At 67.6% G+C, this 18,334-nt stretch carries 20 protein-coding genes; 13 read left to right on the top strand and 7 right to left on the bottom strand.

What is annotated here, in order from left to right:
• Positions 1-25: 25 nt before the first annotated feature.
• From gap to CJ010_RS17855, 4 genes are all read left to right on the top strand, one after another.
• The gene (gene gap, locus CJ010_RS17840; protein ID WP_141019297.1) at positions 26-1,042 is read left to right on the top strand and encodes a type I glyceraldehyde-3-phosphate dehydrogenase; all 1,017 of its coding nucleotides are present in this window, start codon (positions 26-28) and stop codon (positions 1,040-1,042) included.
• Positions 1,043-1,063: 21 nt separating this feature from the next.
• Positions 1,064-1,531, top strand: coding sequence for a hypothetical protein (locus tag CJ010_RS25190; protein WP_168224979.1), 468 nt, complete (start codon positions 1,064-1,066; stop codon positions 1,529-1,531).
• 73 nt (positions 1,532-1,604) lie between these two features.
• A complete protein-coding gene (locus tag CJ010_RS17850; protein ID WP_141019298.1) occupies positions 1,605-2,789 on the top strand; it encodes a phosphoglycerate kinase in 1,185 nt (394 codons plus the stop codon).
• A 136-nt stretch (positions 2,790-2,925) separates the two neighbouring features.
• On the top strand, positions 2,926-3,579 hold the full coding sequence (locus tag CJ010_RS17855; protein WP_141019299.1) for a thiopurine S-methyltransferase: 654 nt from the start codon (positions 2,926-2,928) through the stop codon (positions 3,577-3,579).
• A gap of 26 nt (positions 3,580-3,605) precedes the next feature.
• On the opposite strand, the gene CJ010_RS17860 is transcribed toward CJ010_RS17855, so the two are convergent.
• Positions 3,606-4,004, bottom strand: a complete 399-nt coding sequence (locus tag CJ010_RS17860) for a hypothetical protein (RefSeq protein ID WP_141019300.1) — start codon at positions 4,002-4,004, stop codon at positions 3,606-3,608.
• A gap of 177 nt (positions 4,005-4,181) precedes the next feature.
• Here CJ010_RS17860 and pyk point away from each other — a divergent pair, with 177 nt between their 5' ends.
• The 4 genes from pyk to CJ010_RS17880 all read left to right on the top strand — a co-directional run bounded on the left by pyk (position 4,182) and on the right by CJ010_RS17880 (position 8,051).
• Entirely contained in the window at positions 4,182-5,627 is a 1,446-nt protein-coding gene (gene pyk / locus CJ010_RS17865) for a pyruvate kinase (protein ID WP_141019301.1), read from the top strand.
• A 136-nt stretch (positions 5,628-5,763) separates the two neighbouring features.
• Positions 5,764-6,828: a class II fructose-bisphosphate aldolase gene (fba, locus tag CJ010_RS17870; RefSeq protein ID WP_141019302.1), complete on the top strand. Its 1,065-nt coding sequence runs from the start codon at positions 5,764-5,766 to the stop codon at positions 6,826-6,828.
• A gap of 129 nt (positions 6,829-6,957) precedes the next feature.
• Positions 6,958-7,632, top strand: a complete 675-nt coding sequence (locus CJ010_RS17875; protein ID WP_141019303.1) for a hypothetical protein — start codon at positions 6,958-6,960, stop codon at positions 7,630-7,632.
• Between the two features lie 2 nt (positions 7,633-7,634).
• Positions 7,635-8,051 carry a gamma-glutamylcyclotransferase family protein gene (locus tag CJ010_RS17880; RefSeq protein WP_141019304.1) on the top strand — a complete coding sequence of 139 codons (417 nt, stop codon included), beginning with the start codon at positions 7,635-7,637 and terminating at the stop codon, positions 8,049-8,051.
• 22 nt (positions 8,052-8,073) lie between these two features.
• Here the strand turns inward: CJ010_RS17880 and CJ010_RS17885 are convergent, their stop codons facing one another.
• Positions 8,074-9,675 carry an MFS transporter gene (locus tag CJ010_RS17885; protein WP_141019305.1) on the bottom strand — a complete coding sequence of 534 codons (1,602 nt, stop codon included), beginning with the start codon at positions 9,673-9,675 and terminating at the stop codon, positions 8,074-8,076.
• 228 nt (positions 9,676-9,903) lie between these two features.
• On the opposite strand from CJ010_RS17885, the gene CJ010_RS17890 reads away from it, so the two are divergent.
• Positions 9,904-11,187: a glycerophosphodiester phosphodiesterase family protein gene (locus tag CJ010_RS17890; RefSeq protein ID WP_240794400.1), complete on the top strand. Its 1,284-nt coding sequence runs from the start codon at positions 9,904-9,906 to the stop codon at positions 11,185-11,187.
• A 40-nt stretch (positions 11,188-11,227) separates the two neighbouring features.
• Here the strand turns inward: CJ010_RS17890 and CJ010_RS17895 are convergent, their stop codons facing one another.
• On the bottom strand, positions 11,228-12,661 hold the full coding sequence (locus CJ010_RS17895) for an aldehyde dehydrogenase family protein (protein WP_141019306.1): 1,434 nt from the start codon (positions 12,659-12,661) through the stop codon (positions 11,228-11,230).
• Positions 12,662-12,859: 198 nt separating this feature from the next.
• On the opposite strand from CJ010_RS17895, the gene dksA reads away from it, so the two are divergent.
• From dksA to CJ010_RS17915, 4 genes are all read left to right on the top strand, one after another.
• Complete coding sequence (gene dksA / locus CJ010_RS17900) at positions 12,860-13,294, top strand: RNA polymerase-binding protein DksA (RefSeq protein ID WP_141019307.1); 435 nt, start codon at positions 12,860-12,862, stop codon at positions 13,292-13,294.
• A gap of 15 nt (positions 13,295-13,309) precedes the next feature.
• A complete protein-coding gene (locus tag CJ010_RS17905) occupies positions 13,310-14,041 on the top strand; it encodes a serine protease (protein ID WP_141019308.1) in 732 nt (243 codons plus the stop codon).
• Between the two features lie 192 nt (positions 14,042-14,233).
• Positions 14,234-14,824, top strand: a complete 591-nt coding sequence (locus CJ010_RS17910) for a sigma-70 family RNA polymerase sigma factor (RefSeq protein WP_141019309.1) — start codon at positions 14,234-14,236, stop codon at positions 14,822-14,824.
• Positions 14,818-15,009 (top strand): zf-HC2 domain-containing protein, encoded by a 192-nt coding sequence (locus CJ010_RS17915; RefSeq protein ID WP_141019310.1) that lies wholly within the window; start codon positions 14,818-14,820, stop codon positions 15,007-15,009. Before CJ010_RS17910 ends, CJ010_RS17915 begins: the two co-directional genes overlap by 7 nt.
• Positions 15,010-15,037: 28 nt before the next feature.
• Here the strand turns inward: CJ010_RS17915 and CJ010_RS17920 are convergent, their stop codons facing one another.
• The 4 genes from CJ010_RS17920 to CJ010_RS17935 are packed head-to-tail and all read right to left on the bottom strand — an operon-like array spanning position 15,038 to position 18,333.
• Complete coding sequence (locus CJ010_RS17920; protein WP_141019311.1) at positions 15,038-15,331, bottom strand: DUF2218 domain-containing protein; 294 nt, start codon at positions 15,329-15,331, stop codon at positions 15,038-15,040.
• Positions 15,332-15,350: 19 nt separating this feature from the next.
• On the bottom strand, positions 15,351-16,130 hold the full coding sequence (locus CJ010_RS17925) for an ABC transporter ATP-binding protein (RefSeq protein ID WP_141019312.1): 780 nt from the start codon (positions 16,128-16,130) through the stop codon (positions 15,351-15,353).
• Entirely contained in the window at positions 16,127-17,188 is a 1,062-nt protein-coding gene (locus tag CJ010_RS17930) for an iron ABC transporter permease (protein ID WP_141019313.1), read from the bottom strand. The genes CJ010_RS17925 and CJ010_RS17930 overlap by 4 nt, the downstream gene beginning before the upstream one ends.
• Positions 17,185-18,333 carry an ABC transporter substrate-binding protein gene (locus CJ010_RS17935; RefSeq protein ID WP_141019314.1) on the bottom strand — a complete coding sequence of 383 codons (1,149 nt, stop codon included), beginning with the start codon at positions 18,331-18,333 and terminating at the stop codon, positions 17,185-17,187. The genes CJ010_RS17930 and CJ010_RS17935 overlap by 4 nt, the downstream gene beginning before the upstream one ends.
• Position 18,334 lies beyond the last annotated feature (1 nt).

Here is an 18,334-nt window from a genome sequence, read left to right on the forward strand (position 1 = left end):
TGTCCACGCTCCGGGAGAATCCTCGATGACCATCAAAATCGCCATCAACGGCTACGGCCGCATCGGTCGCTGCACGCTGCGCGCCCTCTACGAACTCGGCCTGCGCGACCAGTTCGAAGTCGTGGCGATCAACGCCTCCGGCGACCTGGCCACCAACGCCCACCTGACCAAGTACGACACCACCCACGGCCGCTTCGCCTTCCCGGTCGAGACCGAGGGCGAGAACGTGATGATCGTCAATGGCGACCGCATCCCCTTCTTCTCCACCAAGGACCCGCTGGCGATCAACTGGGGCGACCTCGGCGTGGACGTGCTGCTCGAATGCACCGGCGCCTACACCGCCAAGGCCAAGGCCGAAGTGCACCTCAAGCAGGGCGCCAAGAAGATCCTGATCTCCGCCCCGGGCGGCGACGACGTCGATGCCACCATCGTCTATGGCGTGAACCACGACGTGCTGACCGCCGCGATGACCGTGGTTTCCAACGCCTCGTGCACCACCAACTGCCTGGCTCCGGTGGCCAAGGTGCTGCAGGACAACATCGGCATCGAGAAGGGCCTGATGACCACCATCCACGCCTACACCAACGACCAGGTGCTGGTGGATGTGCGCCACAAGGACCTGCGCCGCGCCCGCGCCGCCGCGCAGAACATCATCCCGACCAAGACCGGCGCCGCCAAGGCCGTCGGCCTGGTGCTGCCGGCGCTCAAGGGCAAGTTCGACGGCTTCGCGCTGCGCGTGCCGACCATGAACGTGTCGCTGGTCGACCTCACCTTCACCGCCAGCCGCGCCACCTCCAAGGAAGAGATCAACGGCCTGATGAAGGAAGCCGCGGCCGGCGCGCTCAAGGGCGTGCTCGCGGTGAACGAGGCGCCGCTGGTGTCGATGGACTTCAACCACGACCCGCATTCCTCGGTGTTCGATGCTACCCAGACCCGCGTCATGGACGGCAATCTGGTCAAAGTACTCGCCTGGTATGACAATGAGTGGGGTTATTCCTGCCGCATGCTGGATGCGGCCAAGGCACTGGCCCAGGCCAAATAAACTTACCGCGAGGACCCCACGATGAACCGTCTCCTGATCGCCCTGCTCTCCGCCAGCGCACTGCTGGCCACCGGCTGCGTCTCCAACCAGAGCAAGCCGACCGCCCAGAGCAGCAGCACCGACACCGCGACCACCGCCGGCAAGACGACCACCACCGCGGATGGCCGTCCCCACCGTTACGTGAAGTCGCGCGACGGCAGCTTCGACGGGGAAATCTGGGGCACTCCGGTCAAGAACAGCAAATTCGCCAACCTGCAGATCGGCATGTCCCAGGCGGAAGTCGAAGACAAGATCGGTCGGCCTTCCGACATGAAGGCCTACATGACCGGCAAGGCGTGGATTCCGTTCTACTTCGGTACCGACGGCCACCGCTTCGAAACCTTCTACAAGGGCCAGGGCACGCTGATCTATACCGGCGGCGGCATCGCCGGCGGCCGTGGCGTGCTGGTCGGCATCAACCACGACGCCACCGAAGACGGCTACCAGTAATTCATCTGCATCGGGCCGGGCCGCAATTCAACAAGCAGCCCGGCCTTTTTCCATCCGGAATCCGATTACGCCCATGCAAGTCAAGAAACTCACCGACCTCGACGTTCGCGGCAAGAAGGTGTTCATCCGCGCCGATCTCAACGTGCCGCAGGACGAAGCGGGCAACATCACCGAAGACACCCGCATCCGCGCCTCCATTCCGTCCATCCAGTACTGCCTGGACAACGGCGGGGCGGTGATGGTCACCTCCCACCTCGGCCGCCCCACCGAAGGCGAAGTCGGCCCCGACGACACCCTGGCGCCGGTTGCTGTGCGCCTCGGTCAGCTGCTGCACAAACCGGTGCGCCTCATCGCCAACTGGGTAGATGGCGGCTTCGAAGTCAAGCCGGGCGAAGTCGTCCTGCTGGAAAACTGCCGTTGCAACAAGGGCGAGAAGAAGGACAACGAAGAACTGGCGAAGAAGATGGCCGCGCTCTGCGACGTCTACGTCAACGACGCCTTCGGCACCGCCCACCGCGCCGAAGCCACCACCCACGGCATCGCCCGCTTTGCGCCGGTCGCCTGCGCCGGCATGCTGATGGGCGCCGAGATCGACGCGCTCTCCAAGGCGCTGCACCAGCCGGCCCGCCCGCTGGTAGCCATCGTCGGCGGCGCCAAGGTGTCGACCAAGCTGACCATCCTCAAGACCCTGGCCGAGAAGGTCGACCAGCTCATCGTCGGCGGCGGCATCGCCAACACCTTCCTGCTCGCCGCCGGCAAGCGCATCGGCGAATCGCTGGCCGAACCGGAGATGGTGCGCGAAGCCCAGCAGGTCATGGACATCATGAAGGCGCGCGGTGCCGAAGTACCGCTGCCGACCGACGTGGTGGTGGCCGACGAAGTGTCGGCGCTGGCCCGCGCCAACCGCATCTCGGTCGACGAAGTCGGCCCGCACGACCGCATCCTCGACTTCGGCCCGAAGAGTTCCGCCAAGCTCGCCGACATCATCGCCCACGCCGGCACCATCGTCTGGAATGGCCCGGTGGGCGTGTTCGAGCACGCCCAGTTCGCTGGCGGCACCAAGATGATGGCTTCGGCCATCGCCCACTCCGAAGCCTTCTCGATCGCCGGCGGCGGCGACACCCTGGCCGCCATCGCCAAGTTCGACATCGCCCGCGACGTCGGCTACATCTCCACCGGCGGCGGTGCCTTCCTGGAATTCCTCGAAGGCAAGAAGCTGCCGGCAATCGCGGCGCTGGAAGAACGCTACACCGCCTGAGCGCGCTCCACGGCAATGCACGGTGGCGACCTGCGGGTCGCCATCTTTTTTTGCAGCGCAGCAGATAGTGCTATCCGTATTCCCACTTTGCGCGTATGGTTAAGCGACATTAACCACCGCTGCGGCCCGGAACATCATGGACAACGAGCTGTGGGCCAAGTGCTGGCGCGATGACGAAATCCCCTTCCACCAGGTCAGCGTCAACCGCCATCTGCAACACTTCTGGGCGGATCTCCATCTCGCCCACGACGACCGCATCTTCGTGCCGATGTGCGGCAAGAGCCTGGATATCGTCTGGTTGCTGGAACAGGGCCACTCGGTACTCGGCGTCGAACTCAGCCCGGTAGCGGTACGCGCCTTCTTCCGCGAAAACCGCATCCGGCCGACACGCGAGAAACACGGCGCGTTCACGCGCTGGCGGGGCGGCAAGCTCGACATCCTGTGCGGCGACTTCTTCGACCTCACTGCGGCCGACCTCGAAGATGTCGCCTGTGTCTATGACCGCGCCTCGCTGACCGCGCTCCCCGAGGATGTCCGCGTACTCTACGCAAGCCACCTGCGGCGCATGCTCCCGATTGCCAGCCGCATGATGCTGCTCACCACCGAAGACGAGCCGGATGCGCTACCGGCCATCGCGGAAGAGGTCACGAGGCTGTACGAGGCTGGCTTCGACATCACCCTGACCCATGTCGAACGCATCCTCGCCGAGGACATCCCGGGTGAAGTCGGCAATCTGGTGCCGATGGACGAAAAAGTCTATTTCCTCACGCCCAAGCGCCGGGTGACGTGACCACTCCCCCGGGATCGCAAGCTCGCTCAATGGGCAGCCTGCAGCGACGGCCTGTCGGTCTTGCGCCGCCCAGCTTCGTGCCGCCGCTCGACCTCGACTTCGGCGGCCAGATAGACCTTGTTCATGTAGACATCGCGCCGATTGTGAAAGCGCCTGTCGTCGTAATGGACATATACGCAGGTGCATTCGGCCGCATGACAGCCCGGCAGGGGCAGGCCGGGGGCCTCCTGGGCGAGGAAGCGCACGCCCTTCAGATATTGCGCAGCCTGGCAGGCCTCGTTCCCCGACTTGATGGACACGGCGTGGAACACCAGTTTCTCGCGCCGCAAACGTGCTTCTTCGCGCGTCTCCTTGCGGCGATGCAGCACCAGTGCCCCCATCAGCACGCTCGCGGCGAGCAGGCCGAAAAATGCGGTCTCTTCCATGTCCGTACTCCCCGAGCAGCTTCCCTTTCAGCATAGATCACCGGGGCCTGTTCGTCGCCGCGATCCCGCTGTGTCGGGCGCTCGCGCTAGAATCGCGGCCTGCTCGTGCAATTCCGCACGTGGCGCGGCGTCGAGGCCCCGCCTCCGCCCGTACCGGGGAACAAGAAAGGAGACAGCATGCCCCGCCACACCAAGATCGTTGCCACCCTCGGCCCCGCCTCCACCGATCCTCAAGTGCTCGAACGCATGGTCCATGCCGGCATCGACGTGGTGCGCATGAACTTTTCCCACGGCAAGGCGGAAGATCACGTCGCGCGCGCCGGCGCCATCCGCGAGGCTTCGGCACGCGCCGGCCGGCCGGTGGGCATCCTCGCCGACCTGCAGGGCCCCAAAATCCGCGTCGGCAAGTTCGAGAACGGCAAGGTCGCGCTCGGCCGCGATGCCGAATTCATCCTCGATGCACGCTGCGAGCTGGGTAACGGCCAGCGCGTCGGGCTGGACTACAAGGATCTGCCCAAGGACGTCAAACCCGGCGACGTGCTGCTGCTCGACGACGGCCGCCTCAAGCTGCAGGTCGAGCGCGTGCTCGGCCACGAGATCTACACCCGGGTGCGGGTCGGCGGCGAGCTCTCCAACAACAAGGGCATCAACCGCCAGGGCGGCGGCCTGACCGCGCCCGCGCTCACCGCCAAGGACATGGACGACATCAAGACCGCGGCGCAGATCGGCGTCGACTTCGTCGCCGTCTCCTTCCCCAAGAGCGCGGCCGACATGTACATGGCCCGCCAGCTGATGCGCGCCGCGGGTGGTGGCGATGCGCTGCTGATCGCCAAGATCGAGCGCACCGAGGCGGTCGCCAACCTCGAGGAGATCCTCGACGCATCCGACGGCATCATGGTCGCGCGCGGCGACCTCGCGGTCGAAGTAGGCGACGCCGCGGTGCCGGCGCTGCAGAAGAAGATGATCCGCGCCGCGCGCGACCGCAACAAACTCACCATCACCGCCACCCAGATGATGGAATCGATGATCACCAGTCCGGTGCCGACGCGTGCTGAAGTCTCCGACGTCGCCAACGCGGTGCTGGACGGCACCGACGCCGTGATGCTGTCGGCCGAGACCGCCTCGGGCAAGTTCCCGGTGGAAGTCGTCGAAGCCATGAGCCGGGTCTGCCTCGAAGCGGAGAAGTCCGCCGAAGTGAGCCTCGACCGCGAGGTGCTCGACCGCGTGTTCACCCGCATCGACCAGTCGATCGCGATGGCGGCGATCTGGACCGCCTGGCATCTCAAGGTCAAGGCCATCGCCTCGCTCACCCAGACCGGCTCGACCGCGCTGTGGATGAGCCGGCTCAACAGCGGCGTGCCGATCTACGCGCTCACCCCGGAAGCCGGCGCGCGCAACCAGATGACGCTCTACCGCGAGGTCTATCCGCTGCTGATGAGCCAGACCCATTTCGACCGCGACGTGCTGCTGTGGGAAGCCGAACAGGTGCTGCTGGACCAGGGCGTGGTGGAGTATGGCGATCTCATCGTGCTTACCATCGGCGAACCGATCGGCGCCTCGGGCGGCACCAACACGCTGAAGATCGTGCGCGTCGGCGAGCACAAGGCGCCCGGCGTCGAATGAGCCGACGCGCGCGTGGCGTTTGTCTCAAAGCGTGATTTGCTGTTCCGGGCTTTGCCCCGGGCGCGATAAAATGCCGGCCTCGAATTCATCAACACCACATCGGTAGCCGGCCGCGCCGGCACCTCGGAGAATCCTCATGCCCCTCGTTTCCATGCGCCAGCTGCTCGACCACGCGGCTGAATACAGCTACGGCCTGCCGGCGTTCAACGTGAACAACCTGGAACAGGTTCAGGCCATCATGGAAGCGGCCGCCGAGACCGACAGCCCGGTGATCATGCAGGCCTCCGCCGGTGCCCGCAAATACGCCGGCGAAGCCTTCCTGCGCCACCTGATCGACGCCGCCATCGAAGCCTATCCGCAGATCCCGGTGGTGATGCACCAGGACCACGGCCAGAGCCCCGCCATCTGCATGGGCGCGATCCGCTCCGGCTTCTCCAGCGTGATGATGGACGGCTCGCTGATGGAAGACGGCAAGACGCCCTCCTCCTACGAATACAACGTCGCCGTCACCCGCGAAGTGGTGAAGTTCTCGCACGCCATCGGCGTCACCGTGGAAGCCGAACTCGGTTGCCTCGGCTCGCTCGAAACCGGCATGGCCGGCGAGGAAGACGGCATCGGCGCCGAAGGCAAGCTCGACCACAGCGCGCTGCTCACCGATCCCGACCAGGCCGCCGACTTCGTCAAGCAGACCGACTGCGACGCGCTCGCCATCGCCATCGGCACCAGCCACGGCGCCTACAAGTTCACCCGCAAGCCCACCGGCGACATCCTCGCCATCGACCGCATCAAGGCCATCCACGCCCGCATCCCCAACACCCACCTCGTCATGCACGGCTCCAGCTCGGTGCCGCAGGAGCTGCTGGAAATCATCCGCCAGTACGGCGGCGACATGAAGGAAACCTACGGCGTGCCGGTCGAGGAAATCGTCGAGGGCATCAAGTACGGCGTGCGCAAGATCAACATCGACACCGACATCCGCTTGGCAATGACCGGCGCGATCCGCAAGTTCATGTTCGAGAACCCGTCCAAGTTCGACCCGCGCGAGTTCAACAAGCCGGCGCGCGAAGCCGCCAAGCTGGTGTGCAAGGCCCGCTTCGAGGCCTTCGGCAGCGCCGGCCAGGCCTCGAAGATCAAGCCGCTGTCGCTGGAAAAGATCGCCGCCCGCTACAAGGCTGGCGAGCTGACCCAGGTTGTGCGCTGACACCCGCCCTTCCCGTGCGGTATGCAAAAGCGCGCCCCAGGGCGCGCTTTTTCTTTCCCGGGGCATATCCTCACACCCAACGCGCCTGCGGTATCGCATAATCCGCGGACCCAGGAGGAATCCCCCACGATGTCCAAGGCCAATCTCAAGTTGCGCGTCACCTTCGACTTCGAGCTCACCGCTCCGCCCGCATTGCTGGAATCCGATCACGACGCGCTCTGCCGGCAACTGCACGACGCGCTCGGCGCCATGGTGTTTCAGGGCATGCCCACGGTCACCGCCAAGCAGCTCACCAAGCTCGGCGCCAGCATGCTCGCCCACCACGCCCATCTGGACGCCGCCAACCTGAGCGCACCAGGCATCGCCCGCGAGGCGCTGGTGGCCGCGGCGCCCCATCTCACCGACGACGAACTCGATCAGCTCGCCCGCCGCGCGGCGGCCAAGGCCCCGGCCGGCGGCGACGACCTCCTGCGCTACCTGCGCCGTCAGGCGCTGGCGATGATCAACGAGTACCGCATGGTGTCCTGCGTGGTGGAGGCCAAGCTCATCTCCGGCGCCCCCGCCCGCCTGGAGGGCAAGCTCAATCTCACCAACGGCAGCGTGATGCTTGTCGAGCGCGACCGTCAGAGCCGCCTGCAGGCCAACCAGGGGGCCATTGCCGTACTGGCGGCCGATGGCACGGCGGCGATGTCGGCCAGCTGCGCCGGCCATACCCTGAGCGGGCCGGTGATCGAGGTGGCGGTAGGCGAACTCGCCCGCCACCGCGATGCCCTGATGAGGGACTGGCAAAGGGCCGGCGCCTGAACATGAGCCGACACTGCTTCACCTATGGCTCGCTGATGTGCGCCGACATCATGGCCGCGGTCTGCGGACTCGAACTCGCCGGCGAGCCGGCAAGCCTGGACGGCTACCGCCGCCACCCTGTGCGCCACGAAGCCTATCCCGGCATGGTGCCGATGCCCGGCCACGCGGTGGCGGGCGTCCTCTACCGGAACGTGCCGCCCGAGGCGATCGCACGGCTCGACGCCTTCGAAGGCCCGCAGTACGAACGTCGCTGCGTCACGGTACAGCTGCCCGACGGCGGTACGCTGGCCGCCGACACCTACGTGTTCCGCCCCGAATTCGCCAGCGAACTGCTGCCGGGCGACTGGGATTTCGAGCGCTTCCTGCGCGAAGGCAAGCCGCGCTTCGAACGGCAGTACGTCGGCTACGACCGCCTCTGAGCAGGCGGCCTCACCGGCCCGTTCAGTCGGCCAGCGGCCGGTTGCGCACTTCCGGCAGGAACAGCAGGCCGACCACTGTCGCCAGCAACAGCAGCCCCGCCGGATACCACAACCCGCCCAACGCATCGCCGGAACGCACGCTCAGCCAGGTCACCATGAAGGGCGACAGCCCGCCTATCCAGCCCGCAGCCAGGTTGTGCGGCAGCGCCACCGCCGAATAGCGGGTCCGCGCCGGAAACAGCTCCGCCAGCGTCGCCGTCTGCGGCCCGGTGATGCAGGCCAGTGCCACCACCAGTACCAGCAGCAGCGCCACCAGCATCGGCCGGTCGACCGTTGCGGGATCGGCCTGCTCGGGACGCCCCGCCGCGGCCAGCGCCAGCTTGACCGCCTCGGGCTGGTAACCCTCGATCACCTGTCCGCCCACCCGCACCGCCAACCCACCCTCGGTGCGCTGATGCAGCACGCCGAGGCGGGCGAACAGTTCCTGGTAGCGTTCGCAGTCGTTGCGGCTGCCGCCGAAGGGGTCGTAACGGCACTCCTGCCCGCTCAACACCACCGGCACCTCGCGGTTGAAGCGTTCCAGCGCCGGATTGCCGTAGGCGAGCAGGCCGTGGAACACCGGCAGCACCGCCAGCGCGCCGAGCACCAGACCGGCCAGCAACACCGGCCGGCGGCCAATGCGGTCCGACAGCCAACCGCAGAGGATGGTGAGCGGAAACAGCACGATGGTCGCTACCATCACCAGCCCGCTGGCGGTCTGCGCGTCGAGCTTGATGACGTTTTTCAGGAATACCGTGGTGTAGACCTGGGACGAGAAGAACAGCAGCGAACCCCCCGACGAGATACAGAAGAACAACAGCCCCATGCGCCCCAGCGTATGACGGTCGCGGAAGCACTCGCGCAGCGGCGCCTTGGCGATCGCGTTCTGCGCGCGCAACTGGCGGAACACCGGCGATTCGTGCAGATTGAGCCGGCTCTTGATCGAAATCGCCAGCAAGCCGATGGAGATCAGGAAAGGCACGCGCCAGCCCCATTCGCGAAACTCCGCATCGCTCAGGAAAGCCTGCAGCGCGACGATCTGCAGGGTGGAGGCGAGCATGCCGAGCGGTCCCATCAGCTGCAGCACGCTGGTGTAGGCGCCGCGATTCTGCGCCGGCGCGTGCTCGGTGAGGTAGACCGCGGCACCGCCGATCTCGCCGCCCACCGACAAGCCTTGCAGCATGCGCAGCACCAGCAGCAGCAGCGGCGCGGCCAGGCCGATCTGGGCATAGGTCGGCAGCAGCCCGACACAGAAGGTGGACAAGCCCATCAGCACGATGGTGGCCAGGAAGACCGCGCGCCGGCCGTAGCGGTCGCCGAGCGAGCCGAACAGTGCTGCCCCCAGCGGCCGCACCACCATGCCGACGCCGAACGTCCCCAGGCTCGCCAGCAGCGCCGTCACCGGATCTTCGGGCGGGAAGAAGAGCGTGCTGAAATAGGTTGCCAGCGAGGCGAAGGTGAGAAAGTCGTACCACTCGAGAAAGGTGCCGAAGCAGGCGGCTACCGCCACCTTGCGCTGAACGCCGTGCGCCTGGTCGGCAGCGTCGGCGGCGGCATCGTCGGGAAGGGAAATCGGTGCGGACATCGGGCAATCGCTCGCAGGGGCCGGCTCTATCGCCAGCTCGAAAACGGGGCAGGCATTATCGCGGAATCCGCCGCGCGCGGGCGTATCGATATCGGACACCGGCGGCGGACTAATGCCAGCTTCATGGCGCCGCAACAGTGGCCGGGTAGCGTGCGCGGGGAGTCGTCAAAGACGATTCCGAACAATGACTTGCCCCTCAGCCCGAATACCCCAGACCCGGAGCCTCATGTGAATCCCACCACCCTTGCCAGCCTGACGGCGCTGACCGCGCTCGCCGTCGCCATCCCCAACATCGCGCATGCCGGCGGTCCGGGCGCCCAATCCGGCCGGCACTACAACCAGGGCCACGGCGACAGCGTGCAACTCGGCCCGCGCCCCTTCTTCCTCGTCGACCACATGCAGGACGGCCCGCTCAAGGCCGAACTCGAAAGCTGCAGCGAAGGCCCCTTCCAGCGCAGCGACTTCTCCATCGGCCACCGTGGCGCGCCGCTGCAGTTCCCCGAGCACACCCGCGAGTCCTACATCGCCGCCGCGCGCATGGGTGCCGGCATCGTCGAATGCGACGTCGCCTTCACCAAGGACAAGGAACTGGTCTGCCGCCACGCCCAGAACGACCTGCACACCACCACCAACATCCTGGCGGTGCCGGCGCTCGCGGCCAAATGCACGGTGCCGTTCAAGCCCGCCACCTTCGACGCTGCCGGCAAGCTGCTGACCGCCGCCAGCGCCGAATGCCGCACCAGCGACATCACGCTGGCCGAGTTCAAGACGCTCAAGGGCAAGATGGACGCCTCCAATCCGCGCGCCACCACCGTGGCCGAATACCTCGGCGGCACTGCGAGCTTCCGTACCGACCTCTACGCCGGCCCGGGCAGCGGCACGCTGATGACGCACAAGGAGAGCATCGAGCTCTTCAAGCAGCTTGGCGTGAAGATGACGCCGGAACTCAAGAGCCCGAGCGTGGCGATGCCCTTCGACGGCTTCACCCAGCAGGCCTATGCACAAAAGCTGATCGACGAATACAAGGCGGCCGGCGTGGCGCCGCGCAAGGTCTTCCCGCAGTCCTTCGACAAGGCCGACGTGCTGTACTGGATCCAGCACGAACCGGAATTCGGCAAGCAGGCGGTGTACCTCGACGACGCCAACACCGTCGCCGACCTGCCGAAGGCCGCCGAACTCGCCGCCTACAAGGCGCAGGGCATCAACATCGTCGCGCCGCCGATCTTCGCGCTGCTGGCGCTCGATGCCGCCGGCGAGATCGTGCCCTCGCAGTACGCCCGCGACGCCAAGGCCGCCGGCCTGGAGATGATCGCCTGGTCGCTGGAACGCTCCGGCATCCTCGCCGACGGCAACAACGGCTTCTACCTGCAGACCTTCGACGCCGCCATCAAGCAGGAAGGCGACATCTACAAGGCGGTGGACGTGATGGCGCGCGAAGTCGGCGTCAAGGCGATCTTCTCCGACTGGCCGGCCACCACCACCTACTACGCCAACTGCATGCGCCTGCGCTGAGTACCGAAAGGGCCGGGCCCGCGCCCGGCCGCAAGGCGATTCAGCCCACCTGGCGGAGCTGGATCGACTTGTATTCGAGGAACTCATCCAGCCCGTATGTGCCGTTCTCGCGCCCCAGACCGGACTGCTTGTAGCCGCCGAAGGGCGCGCGCGGATTCCACGCCGCACCGTTGATGTCCACCTGGCCGGTACGGATGCGGCGCGCCACCGCCAGCGCACGCTCCTCGCTGCCCGACCACACGCCGCCGCCCAGCCCGTAGAGGCTGTCGTTGGCGATGCGGATGGCGTCCTCGTCGCCATCGTGCGGCAGCACCACCAGCACCGGACCGAAGATTTCCTCCTGCGCCACGGTGGCGCCGCTGTCTTCGCACACCAGCACGGTCGGCTGCACGAAATAGCCGTCGCCCAGCCCGGCCGGCGGCTCCGCGCCGCCGCACGCGAGCCGCGCGCCCTCGGCCACACCGCGGCGGATGTAGTCGCGCACGCGCTCGCGCTGCGCCGCCGACACCAGCGGGCCCAGCCGGCTGTCCTCGGCCAGCGCCGGCCCCAGCTTCATCGCCGACACCGCTGCAGCGGCCAGCTGCGCAGCTTCGTCCAGGCGGGCGCGCGGCACCAGCAGACGGGTATGCGCCGAGCAGGTCTGGCCGGAGTTGAGCAGGCAGCTGGACACCGTCCCCTTCACCGCGGCGGCGAGATCGGCATCGTCCAGCACCACCGCGGCCGACTTGCCGCCCAGTTCCAGCGCCACCTTCTTGACCGTGGGCGCAGCCAGTTCCGCCACCCGGCGGCCGGCACGCGTCGAACCGGTGAAGGACACCATGTCGACCCGCGGATCGGAGGCCAGCACCTCGCCCACCACCGGGCCGTAGCCGGTGACGAGGTTGAACACGCCCGCCGGCAGCTCCGCCGCCTCGATGATCTCGGCCAGGATGAAGGCGTTGATCGGCGCCACCTCGGAGGGCTTCAGCACCACCGTGCAGCCGGCCAGCAGCGCCGGGGCGACCTTGAGCGTGATCTGGTTGAGCGGGAAGTTCCACGGCGTGATCGCTGCGACCACGCCGATCGCTTCGCGCACCACCAGCGAATTGCCGATGCGCCGCTCCCACTCGAACTCGCGGGCGAGTTCCGCATGATGGTGCCAGTGCCACAGCGGCCCGCCCACCTGCACCCGCGCCGCCAGCCTGATCGGCATGCCCACCTCGCAGGCGATCGCCTGCGCGAATTCGTCGCTGCGTGCCGTCATGCCGGCGGCAATACGTTCGATATACCCCACACGTTCGGCCACCGGCGTGCGCGACCAGGCGTCGAAGGCGGCGCGTGCCGCGGCAATGGCCGCCTCGGCATCGGCCGGCGTGCCCTCGGGAATACGGGCATGGACCGTGCCGGTACTCGGGTCCATCACCTCTATGTAGCCCTTTCCCGCCGGCGCGACCCAGCGCCCCCCGATGAACAAACGATCCCGTACGAGCGTCATGGTGTCACCTCCACGCAAACTGGAAAACATCCGATTGTAATATCCGCAACCGCGCCGACACACCGCGCCGGCGCCCACTGCAAGATAGACGCCGCGAAAGTCCGATAGGGGTGTATGGTGAAGGCGTGCGCCGGAAATCGCCCGGCCGGACAGTCGGGATTGGCGATACTGCCGGTTCCCACTCCAGGAAGGATGAACATGACCCAAACCATCACCGCCCGCCCCGACATCCCCACGGTCGAGGAAATGCTGGCAGCGCCGGCCGAAGACTACATGTCGGCCCGGCAGCTCGCCTTCTTCCGCCAGCGCCTGGAGCAGGAACGCGACGCCCTGCTCAGCTCGGCACTGGCAACCACCCAGCATCTGCAGGTCTTCGAGGCCACGCCCGACCCCTCCGACCGCGCCTCGCTCGAGGAAGACCACACGCTCGAACTGCGCGTGCGCGACCGCGAGCGCAAGCTGCTGCACAAGATAGACGAAGCCTTTGCCCGTATCGACAACGGCAGCTACGGTTGGTGCGAGGACAGCGGCGAACCGATAGGCGTCGCCCGCCTGATCGCCCGCCCCACCGCCAGCTACACCATCGAAGCCCAGCAGCGGCATGAGATCCGGCGCAAGATGAAGGGTGGCTAGCAGTATGGTATTTCGATGATCGAATCCATCCTGCTCACGGCCGCCCGCGTCTTCACCTTCGAGCAGCAGCGCCAGCTCACCAATGCCAGCGGCTTCTTTTTCGAGCGCGGCAGCCGTCTGTTCCTCGTCACCAGCCGGCATGTGATGTTCGACCGGCCGAGCCGGCATTTCCCCGACCGCCTCGAGATAGAGCTGCACATCGACTCGGCCAACATCGCGAAATCCACCGGCTTCTCCATCCCGCTCTATCGCAACGGCAAGAGCCTGTGGCGCCAGGGCCAGGACTCGGCCGGCGAGATCGATGTCGCCGTGATCGAACTCGAACGCAGCGCGCTGCCGCCGACCGCGGTCTACCGCGCCTTCACCCCCGCACACCTGCACGACCCCAACCGCCAGGTCGAAGTCGGCTCCTCGGTACTCGTGGTGGGCTTCCCGCTCGGCTTTCACGACACCCTGCACCACCTGCCGGTGGTACGGCAGGCCGGCATCGCCTCGTCCTTCGGCCTGCGTTTCCAAGGCGAAGGCTATTTCCTCACCGACGCCCGCACCCATCGCGGCGGCAGCGGCGCACCGGTGGTCATGCGCCTGCCCGACCACGCCTCGGCCTACGGCGACCTGCCCTGGCTGTTGCTCGGCGTGCATTCGGCGCGGCTCGACGTCGGCACCCGCGATCTCAAGCTGGACGAAGCGCTCGGTCTCAACTGCGCCTGGTATTCCGACATTCTGTTGACGCTGACCGAGCACTGACCACCGGCGCTGACGGCCACGCCTGCCCCGCGTCCGCGCCATGTTGTAAGAAATCCTGCGGCTCCTCGACCAATCTCCAGCCTCAGACCATGGGCCGGCCGACTGCGCCCACATGCGGCCATCCGCCACTTTTGCCGCCGCGCGGCAACGGCCAGGACCTAGAATGAACCAACTTTCGACCACGGGGCGGGAATGAGCGAGCAGGCGCACGACCAGTTGCTGGCCGAATTCCGGCCGCAGATGCTGAAATTCGCCCGGCTGCAATTGCAGGACGGCGCCGCGGCCGAGGACGTGGTGCACGACGCCATCAGCGCGGCGCTCGAAGGCGCCAGCCGCTTCAACGGACGCTCGGCGCTCAAGACCTGGATCTTCGCCATCCTGCGGCACAAGATTGTCGATGCGCTGCGCGAGCGCGGCCGCACGGTGCACATTTCCAGCCTGGAGAAGGATGAAGCCGATCTCGACGAGGCCTTCGACGCCCTCTTCACCGCCAGCGCGCACTGGCATCCGCTGTCGCGCCCGCGCGCCTGGGGCAACCCGGAGGAAGCCCTCGAACAGCGCCAGTTCTGGCAGGTGTTCGAGACCTGCCTGGAGCTGCTGCCCGCCAACACCGCACGCGTATTCATGATGCGAGAGTTTCTCGGCTTCGAGACGCCCGAGATCTGCCGCAACCTCGACATTTCCACCAGCAACTGCCACGTCATCCTGCACCGCGCCCGCGCCGGTCTGCGGCTATGCCTGGAACGCGGCTGGTTCAATACAGAGGGCTCTCCCGCATGCTGACCTGCAAGGAAGCGACCCACCTCATCTCCGAGGCGCTCGACCGCCCCTTGTCCTGGCCCGAGCGGCTGCGGCTGCGCACCCATCTCGCCTTCTGCAGCGGCTGCCAGGCCTTCCGGCGCCAGCTGGACTTCCTGCGCAGCGCGAGCCGACGCTTTCTGACCCGCCGGGACGAAGACGAACCCTAGCAGCACGGCTTCGATCCGCCCCACGGACTCAGCCGGGGCGTGGCGCCTGCCACTGCACTGCCATCGGCGAGCGGCGCGAGAACATCGCCACATGCTCATCGATCACGAAGCGCACCCGACCAAGTTGCTCCGCCGAAGCGCTGGAACACTCGAAATCGAGCGCCCCGTCCCGGGCCGTGAGGCGGCAATCCCCCCACGGAAAGCGTGCCAGCCCCTGGCACTCGTCGTATTCCACTTCGATCTTCTTGCGGAAGTGGTGGCACAGCCGGGTGAGGTAGCGGCTGGGGTCGTCGGTCGGCATGCGGCCTTTCAGGTGATGCACTCGATGTCTCCTCGTTTTTTCAGTCGGGCTGCAGCGCCCGTTCAGCCACCACCAGCGGCGTGCCGAGCGAGCAGGATTCGACGCGCGCCTCGATACCGTAGGCCTGCTGCAGCAGCGCCGGCGTCAGCACCTCGGCGGGCACTCCGCGCGCGATCAGCCTGCCCTGCCCCATCACCAGCATCTCGCCACAGAAGCGCGCCGCCAGGTTCAGGTCGTGCACGGCCATCAGGCACAGCACCTGGCGCTGCTCGACATGGCGGCGCAGCGACGCCATCAGGCACAGCTGCCAGCGCAGGTCGAGCGCGCTGGTGGGCTCGTCGAGCAGCAGCAGGCGCGGCTCGCGCACCAGAAGCTGAGCCAGCCCCGCCATCTGCCGCTGGCCGCCCGACAGCGATTCCATCGTCCGCATCGCCAGGCCGCGCAGGCCGAGATCGCCGAGCACGTCCTCGATGCGCTGCTGCACCACGGCTGCCGCCAGTTGCGGGCAGGCGGTGCGCACCGCGCTCAGCACCGATTCGTAGACCGTCAGCGAGGTCGCCTGCGGCAGGCTCTGCGGCATGTAGGCGACGCGGCGGGCACGCGCGGCCGGCGTCAGGCGGGCCAGATCCTCGCCGTCGAGCAGAGCCCGCCCGGACATCGGATTGAGCCCCGCCAGCGCCCGCAGCGTGCTGGACTTGCCGGCACCGTTGGCGCCGAGCAGGGCGACGATGCAACCCGCCGGCAGCGCGTCGATGTCGACCTCCCGCACCACCGGCCGGCCGCCGTAGGCGACGCCGAGACCTTGCAGAACAAGGCTCATGCCCGCATCCCTCCCTGGTGGCGCACCACCAGCAGCATGAACACCGGCACGCCGACCAGCGCGGTGACGATGCTGATCGGCAGGATCACCCCCGGCACCACCAGCTTGCTCAGGATGGACGCGCACGACAGCATCAGCGCCCCGGCGAGCGCGCTCGCCGGCAGGTAGAAGCGGTGGTCCTCGCCGAGCGCGAGCCGCGCGATATGCGGGCCGACGAGCCCGACGAAGCCGATGGTGCCGACGAAGGCGAGCGCGGTGCCGCTGAGCAGGCAGACACGGACCAGGCTGACCAGGCGCAGCCGCTCCACCGCCACGCCGCAACTGCGGGCGTGATCCTCGCCGCTGCGCAGCGCGGTCATCGCCCAGGCCTGCGCCTGGGTCCACAGCGCGCACACCACCAGCACCACCGCCAGCACGCCGAGCTTGGGCCAGGTCGAGCGGCCCAGGCTGCCCATGCTCCAGAACACGATCTGCTGCAGGGCGTTATCCGCCAAATATTGCAGCAGCCACAGCAGGGCCTCGAAGCTGAACATCAGCGCAATGCCGAACAGCACCACCGCATTCACCGAGGCGCCCCAACGCAGCGCTAGCAGGTGGATCAGCAGCGCGCCGAAAGCGGCGCCGCCGAAGGCGCATAGCGGCAGCGCGATCTCCGGCCCCAGGCCCCAGGCGGTGAAGCCGGTGACGATGGCGAGCGAGGCGCCCACCGTCGATGCTGCCGACAGCCCCAGCGTGAACGGGCTGGCCAGCGGGTTGTTGAGCACGGTCTGCATCTGCGCGCCGGCGAGGCCGAGCGCCGCGCCGACGAGCACCGCCATCAGCGCGAACGGCAGGCGCAGCTCCCACAGGATCACCCGGGTGCCCTCGTCCAGTTGCGCCGGCGCCAGCAGCCCCTGCCACACCGTCCGCCACGGCAGGCCGGACGGCCCGGTGGCGAGATCGGCGACGAACACCACGGCGAGCGCCAGCAGCAGGCCGAGCATCACTGCCGCGCGGCGGCGCACCCGCAACGCGTGGTGTTCGGCGAGCGTCATGCCGGCCACCAGAGTCGCGCTCATCGCCCGGCCTCCAGCGAGGTCCAGTATTCGCCGTCGAGCGGCACCGGCTGGAAGCGGCGATAGAACATCGCCAGCGTCTGCGCCGGCTGCAGGTCGGCGAACAGCTCCGGGTGCAGCCATTTGGCGAAGGCCTGCACCGCGACCACGTTGAACGGCGAGATGTAGAAGTGGTGCCAGATGGCGTGCGCGCGGCCACGGCGGACCGCGGGCAGCGAGGCGATGCCGGTGCGCTGCACGGCGCGCGCCAGCGACGCGCGCGCGGTCTGCGCATCGACGCCGGCGCCGAGCACGATGCGCAACGGCATGCGCGCCACGGTGTCGGGCGCGCCGATCGCGGTGCCGATATAGACGTCCGGCGGCGAACTCAGCAGATATTCCAGGCTGAGCACGCCGAAGGCCCCCGGCACCCGGCCGCGGGCGATGTTGCGCCCGCCGGCCAACTCGACCATCGGCCCCATCAGACCCTCGCTCATGGTGGCACAGCATTCCTCGTTGAGCCCGACGCGGTTCTCGATGAACACCGTCGGCGCCGGCCCGCTGCGTGTGGCCAGGCGTTCGGTCACCTGCGCCAGCTGCGCCTTGTACTCGGCGGCGAAATCGGCCGCCTCGCGCTCGCGCCCGAGCACCCGGCCGAGCAGCTCGATGCTGTGCGCGGTGTTCTGGAGCGGGTCCTTGCGGAAATCGACGAACACCACGGCGATACCGGCCGCCGCCAGCCGGTCGAGGGTTTCGCGATGCTCGGGCGTCGGGCCGTGCCCCTCCAGGCCGAAGATGGCCAGGTCAGGCCGGAGCGAGATCGCCTTCTCGACGCTGAAGCTCTCCGCCGTCGTCCGCCCGGTGCGCGCCACCTCGCGCAGTTGCGGGTAGCGCTGCGCGTATTGCGCATAGCCCGCCGGATCGAGCAGTTCGAAGTCGGCCGGCATGCCGACGATGCGCCGGCCGAGATCCTCGCGCTCTACCACCGCGAGCGCCGGGATCAGCCGGGATTCGCCGAGCAGGATGCGCTGGGTGCGCGCCGGCAGGACGACGCTACGTCCGGCGAGGTCGGTCACCGTCGGAGCGGCGACGGACGCGTGACCCGGGTTCAGGATCAGGCCGAACGCGAGCACCAGGCCAATGCCGATTCGTTTCCACACTGTGTTCATG

The sequence above is a fragment of the Azoarcus sp. DD4 genome, assembly GCF_006496635.1.
Taxonomy (GTDB): domain Bacteria; phylum Pseudomonadota; class Gammaproteobacteria; order Burkholderiales; family Rhodocyclaceae; genus Azoarcus.

What these genes read in the sequence shown, in the direction of transcription:
- gap (WP_141019297.1), top strand. Translation starts at nt 26, where the DNA reads ATGACCATCAAAATCGCCATCAACGGCTACGGCCGCATCGGTCGCTGC.
- CJ010_RS25190 (WP_168224979.1), top strand. Translation starts at nt 1,064, where the DNA reads ATGAACCGTCTCCTGATCGCCCTGCTCTCCGCCAGCGCACTGCTGGCC.
- CJ010_RS17850 (WP_141019298.1), top strand. Translation starts at nt 1,605, where the DNA reads ATGCAAGTCAAGAAACTCACCGACCTCGACGTTCGCGGCAAGAAGGTG.
- CJ010_RS17855 (WP_141019299.1), top strand. Translation starts at nt 2,926, where the DNA reads ATGGACAACGAGCTGTGGGCCAAGTGCTGGCGCGATGACGAAATCCCC.
- CJ010_RS17860 (WP_141019300.1), bottom strand. Translation starts at nt 4,004, where the DNA reads ATGGAAGAGACCGCATTTTTCGGCCTGCTCGCCGCGAGCGTGCTGATG.
- pyk (WP_141019301.1), top strand. Translation starts at nt 4,182, where the DNA reads ATGCCCCGCCACACCAAGATCGTTGCCACCCTCGGCCCCGCCTCCACC.
- fba (WP_141019302.1), top strand. Translation starts at nt 5,764, where the DNA reads ATGCCCCTCGTTTCCATGCGCCAGCTGCTCGACCACGCGGCTGAATAC.
- CJ010_RS17875 (WP_141019303.1), top strand. Translation starts at nt 6,958, where the DNA reads ATGTCCAAGGCCAATCTCAAGTTGCGCGTCACCTTCGACTTCGAGCTC.
- CJ010_RS17880 (WP_141019304.1), top strand. Translation starts at nt 7,635, where the DNA reads ATGAGCCGACACTGCTTCACCTATGGCTCGCTGATGTGCGCCGACATC.
- CJ010_RS17885 (WP_141019305.1), bottom strand. Translation starts at nt 9,675, where the DNA reads ATGTCCGCACCGATTTCCCTTCCCGACGATGCCGCCGCCGACGCTGCC.
- CJ010_RS17895 (WP_141019306.1), bottom strand. Translation starts at nt 12,661, where the DNA reads ATGACGCTCGTACGGGATCGTTTGTTCATCGGGGGGCGCTGGGTCGCG.
- dksA (WP_141019307.1), top strand. Translation starts at nt 12,860, where the DNA reads ATGACCCAAACCATCACCGCCCGCCCCGACATCCCCACGGTCGAGGAA.
- CJ010_RS17905 (WP_141019308.1), top strand. Translation starts at nt 13,310, where the DNA reads ATGATCGAATCCATCCTGCTCACGGCCGCCCGCGTCTTCACCTTCGAG.
- CJ010_RS17910 (WP_141019309.1), top strand. Translation starts at nt 14,234, where the DNA reads ATGAGCGAGCAGGCGCACGACCAGTTGCTGGCCGAATTCCGGCCGCAG.
- CJ010_RS17915 (WP_141019310.1), top strand. Translation starts at nt 14,818, where the DNA reads ATGCTGACCTGCAAGGAAGCGACCCACCTCATCTCCGAGGCGCTCGAC.
- CJ010_RS17925 (WP_141019312.1), bottom strand. Translation starts at nt 16,130, where the DNA reads ATGAGCCTTGTTCTGCAAGGTCTCGGCGTCGCCTACGGCGGCCGGCCG.
- CJ010_RS17930 (WP_141019313.1), bottom strand. Translation starts at nt 17,188, where the DNA reads ATGAGCGCGACTCTGGTGGCCGGCATGACGCTCGCCGAACACCACGCG.
- CJ010_RS17935 (WP_141019314.1), bottom strand. Translation starts at nt 18,333, where the DNA reads ATGAACACAGTGTGGAAACGAATCGGCATTGGCCTGGTGCTCGCGTTC.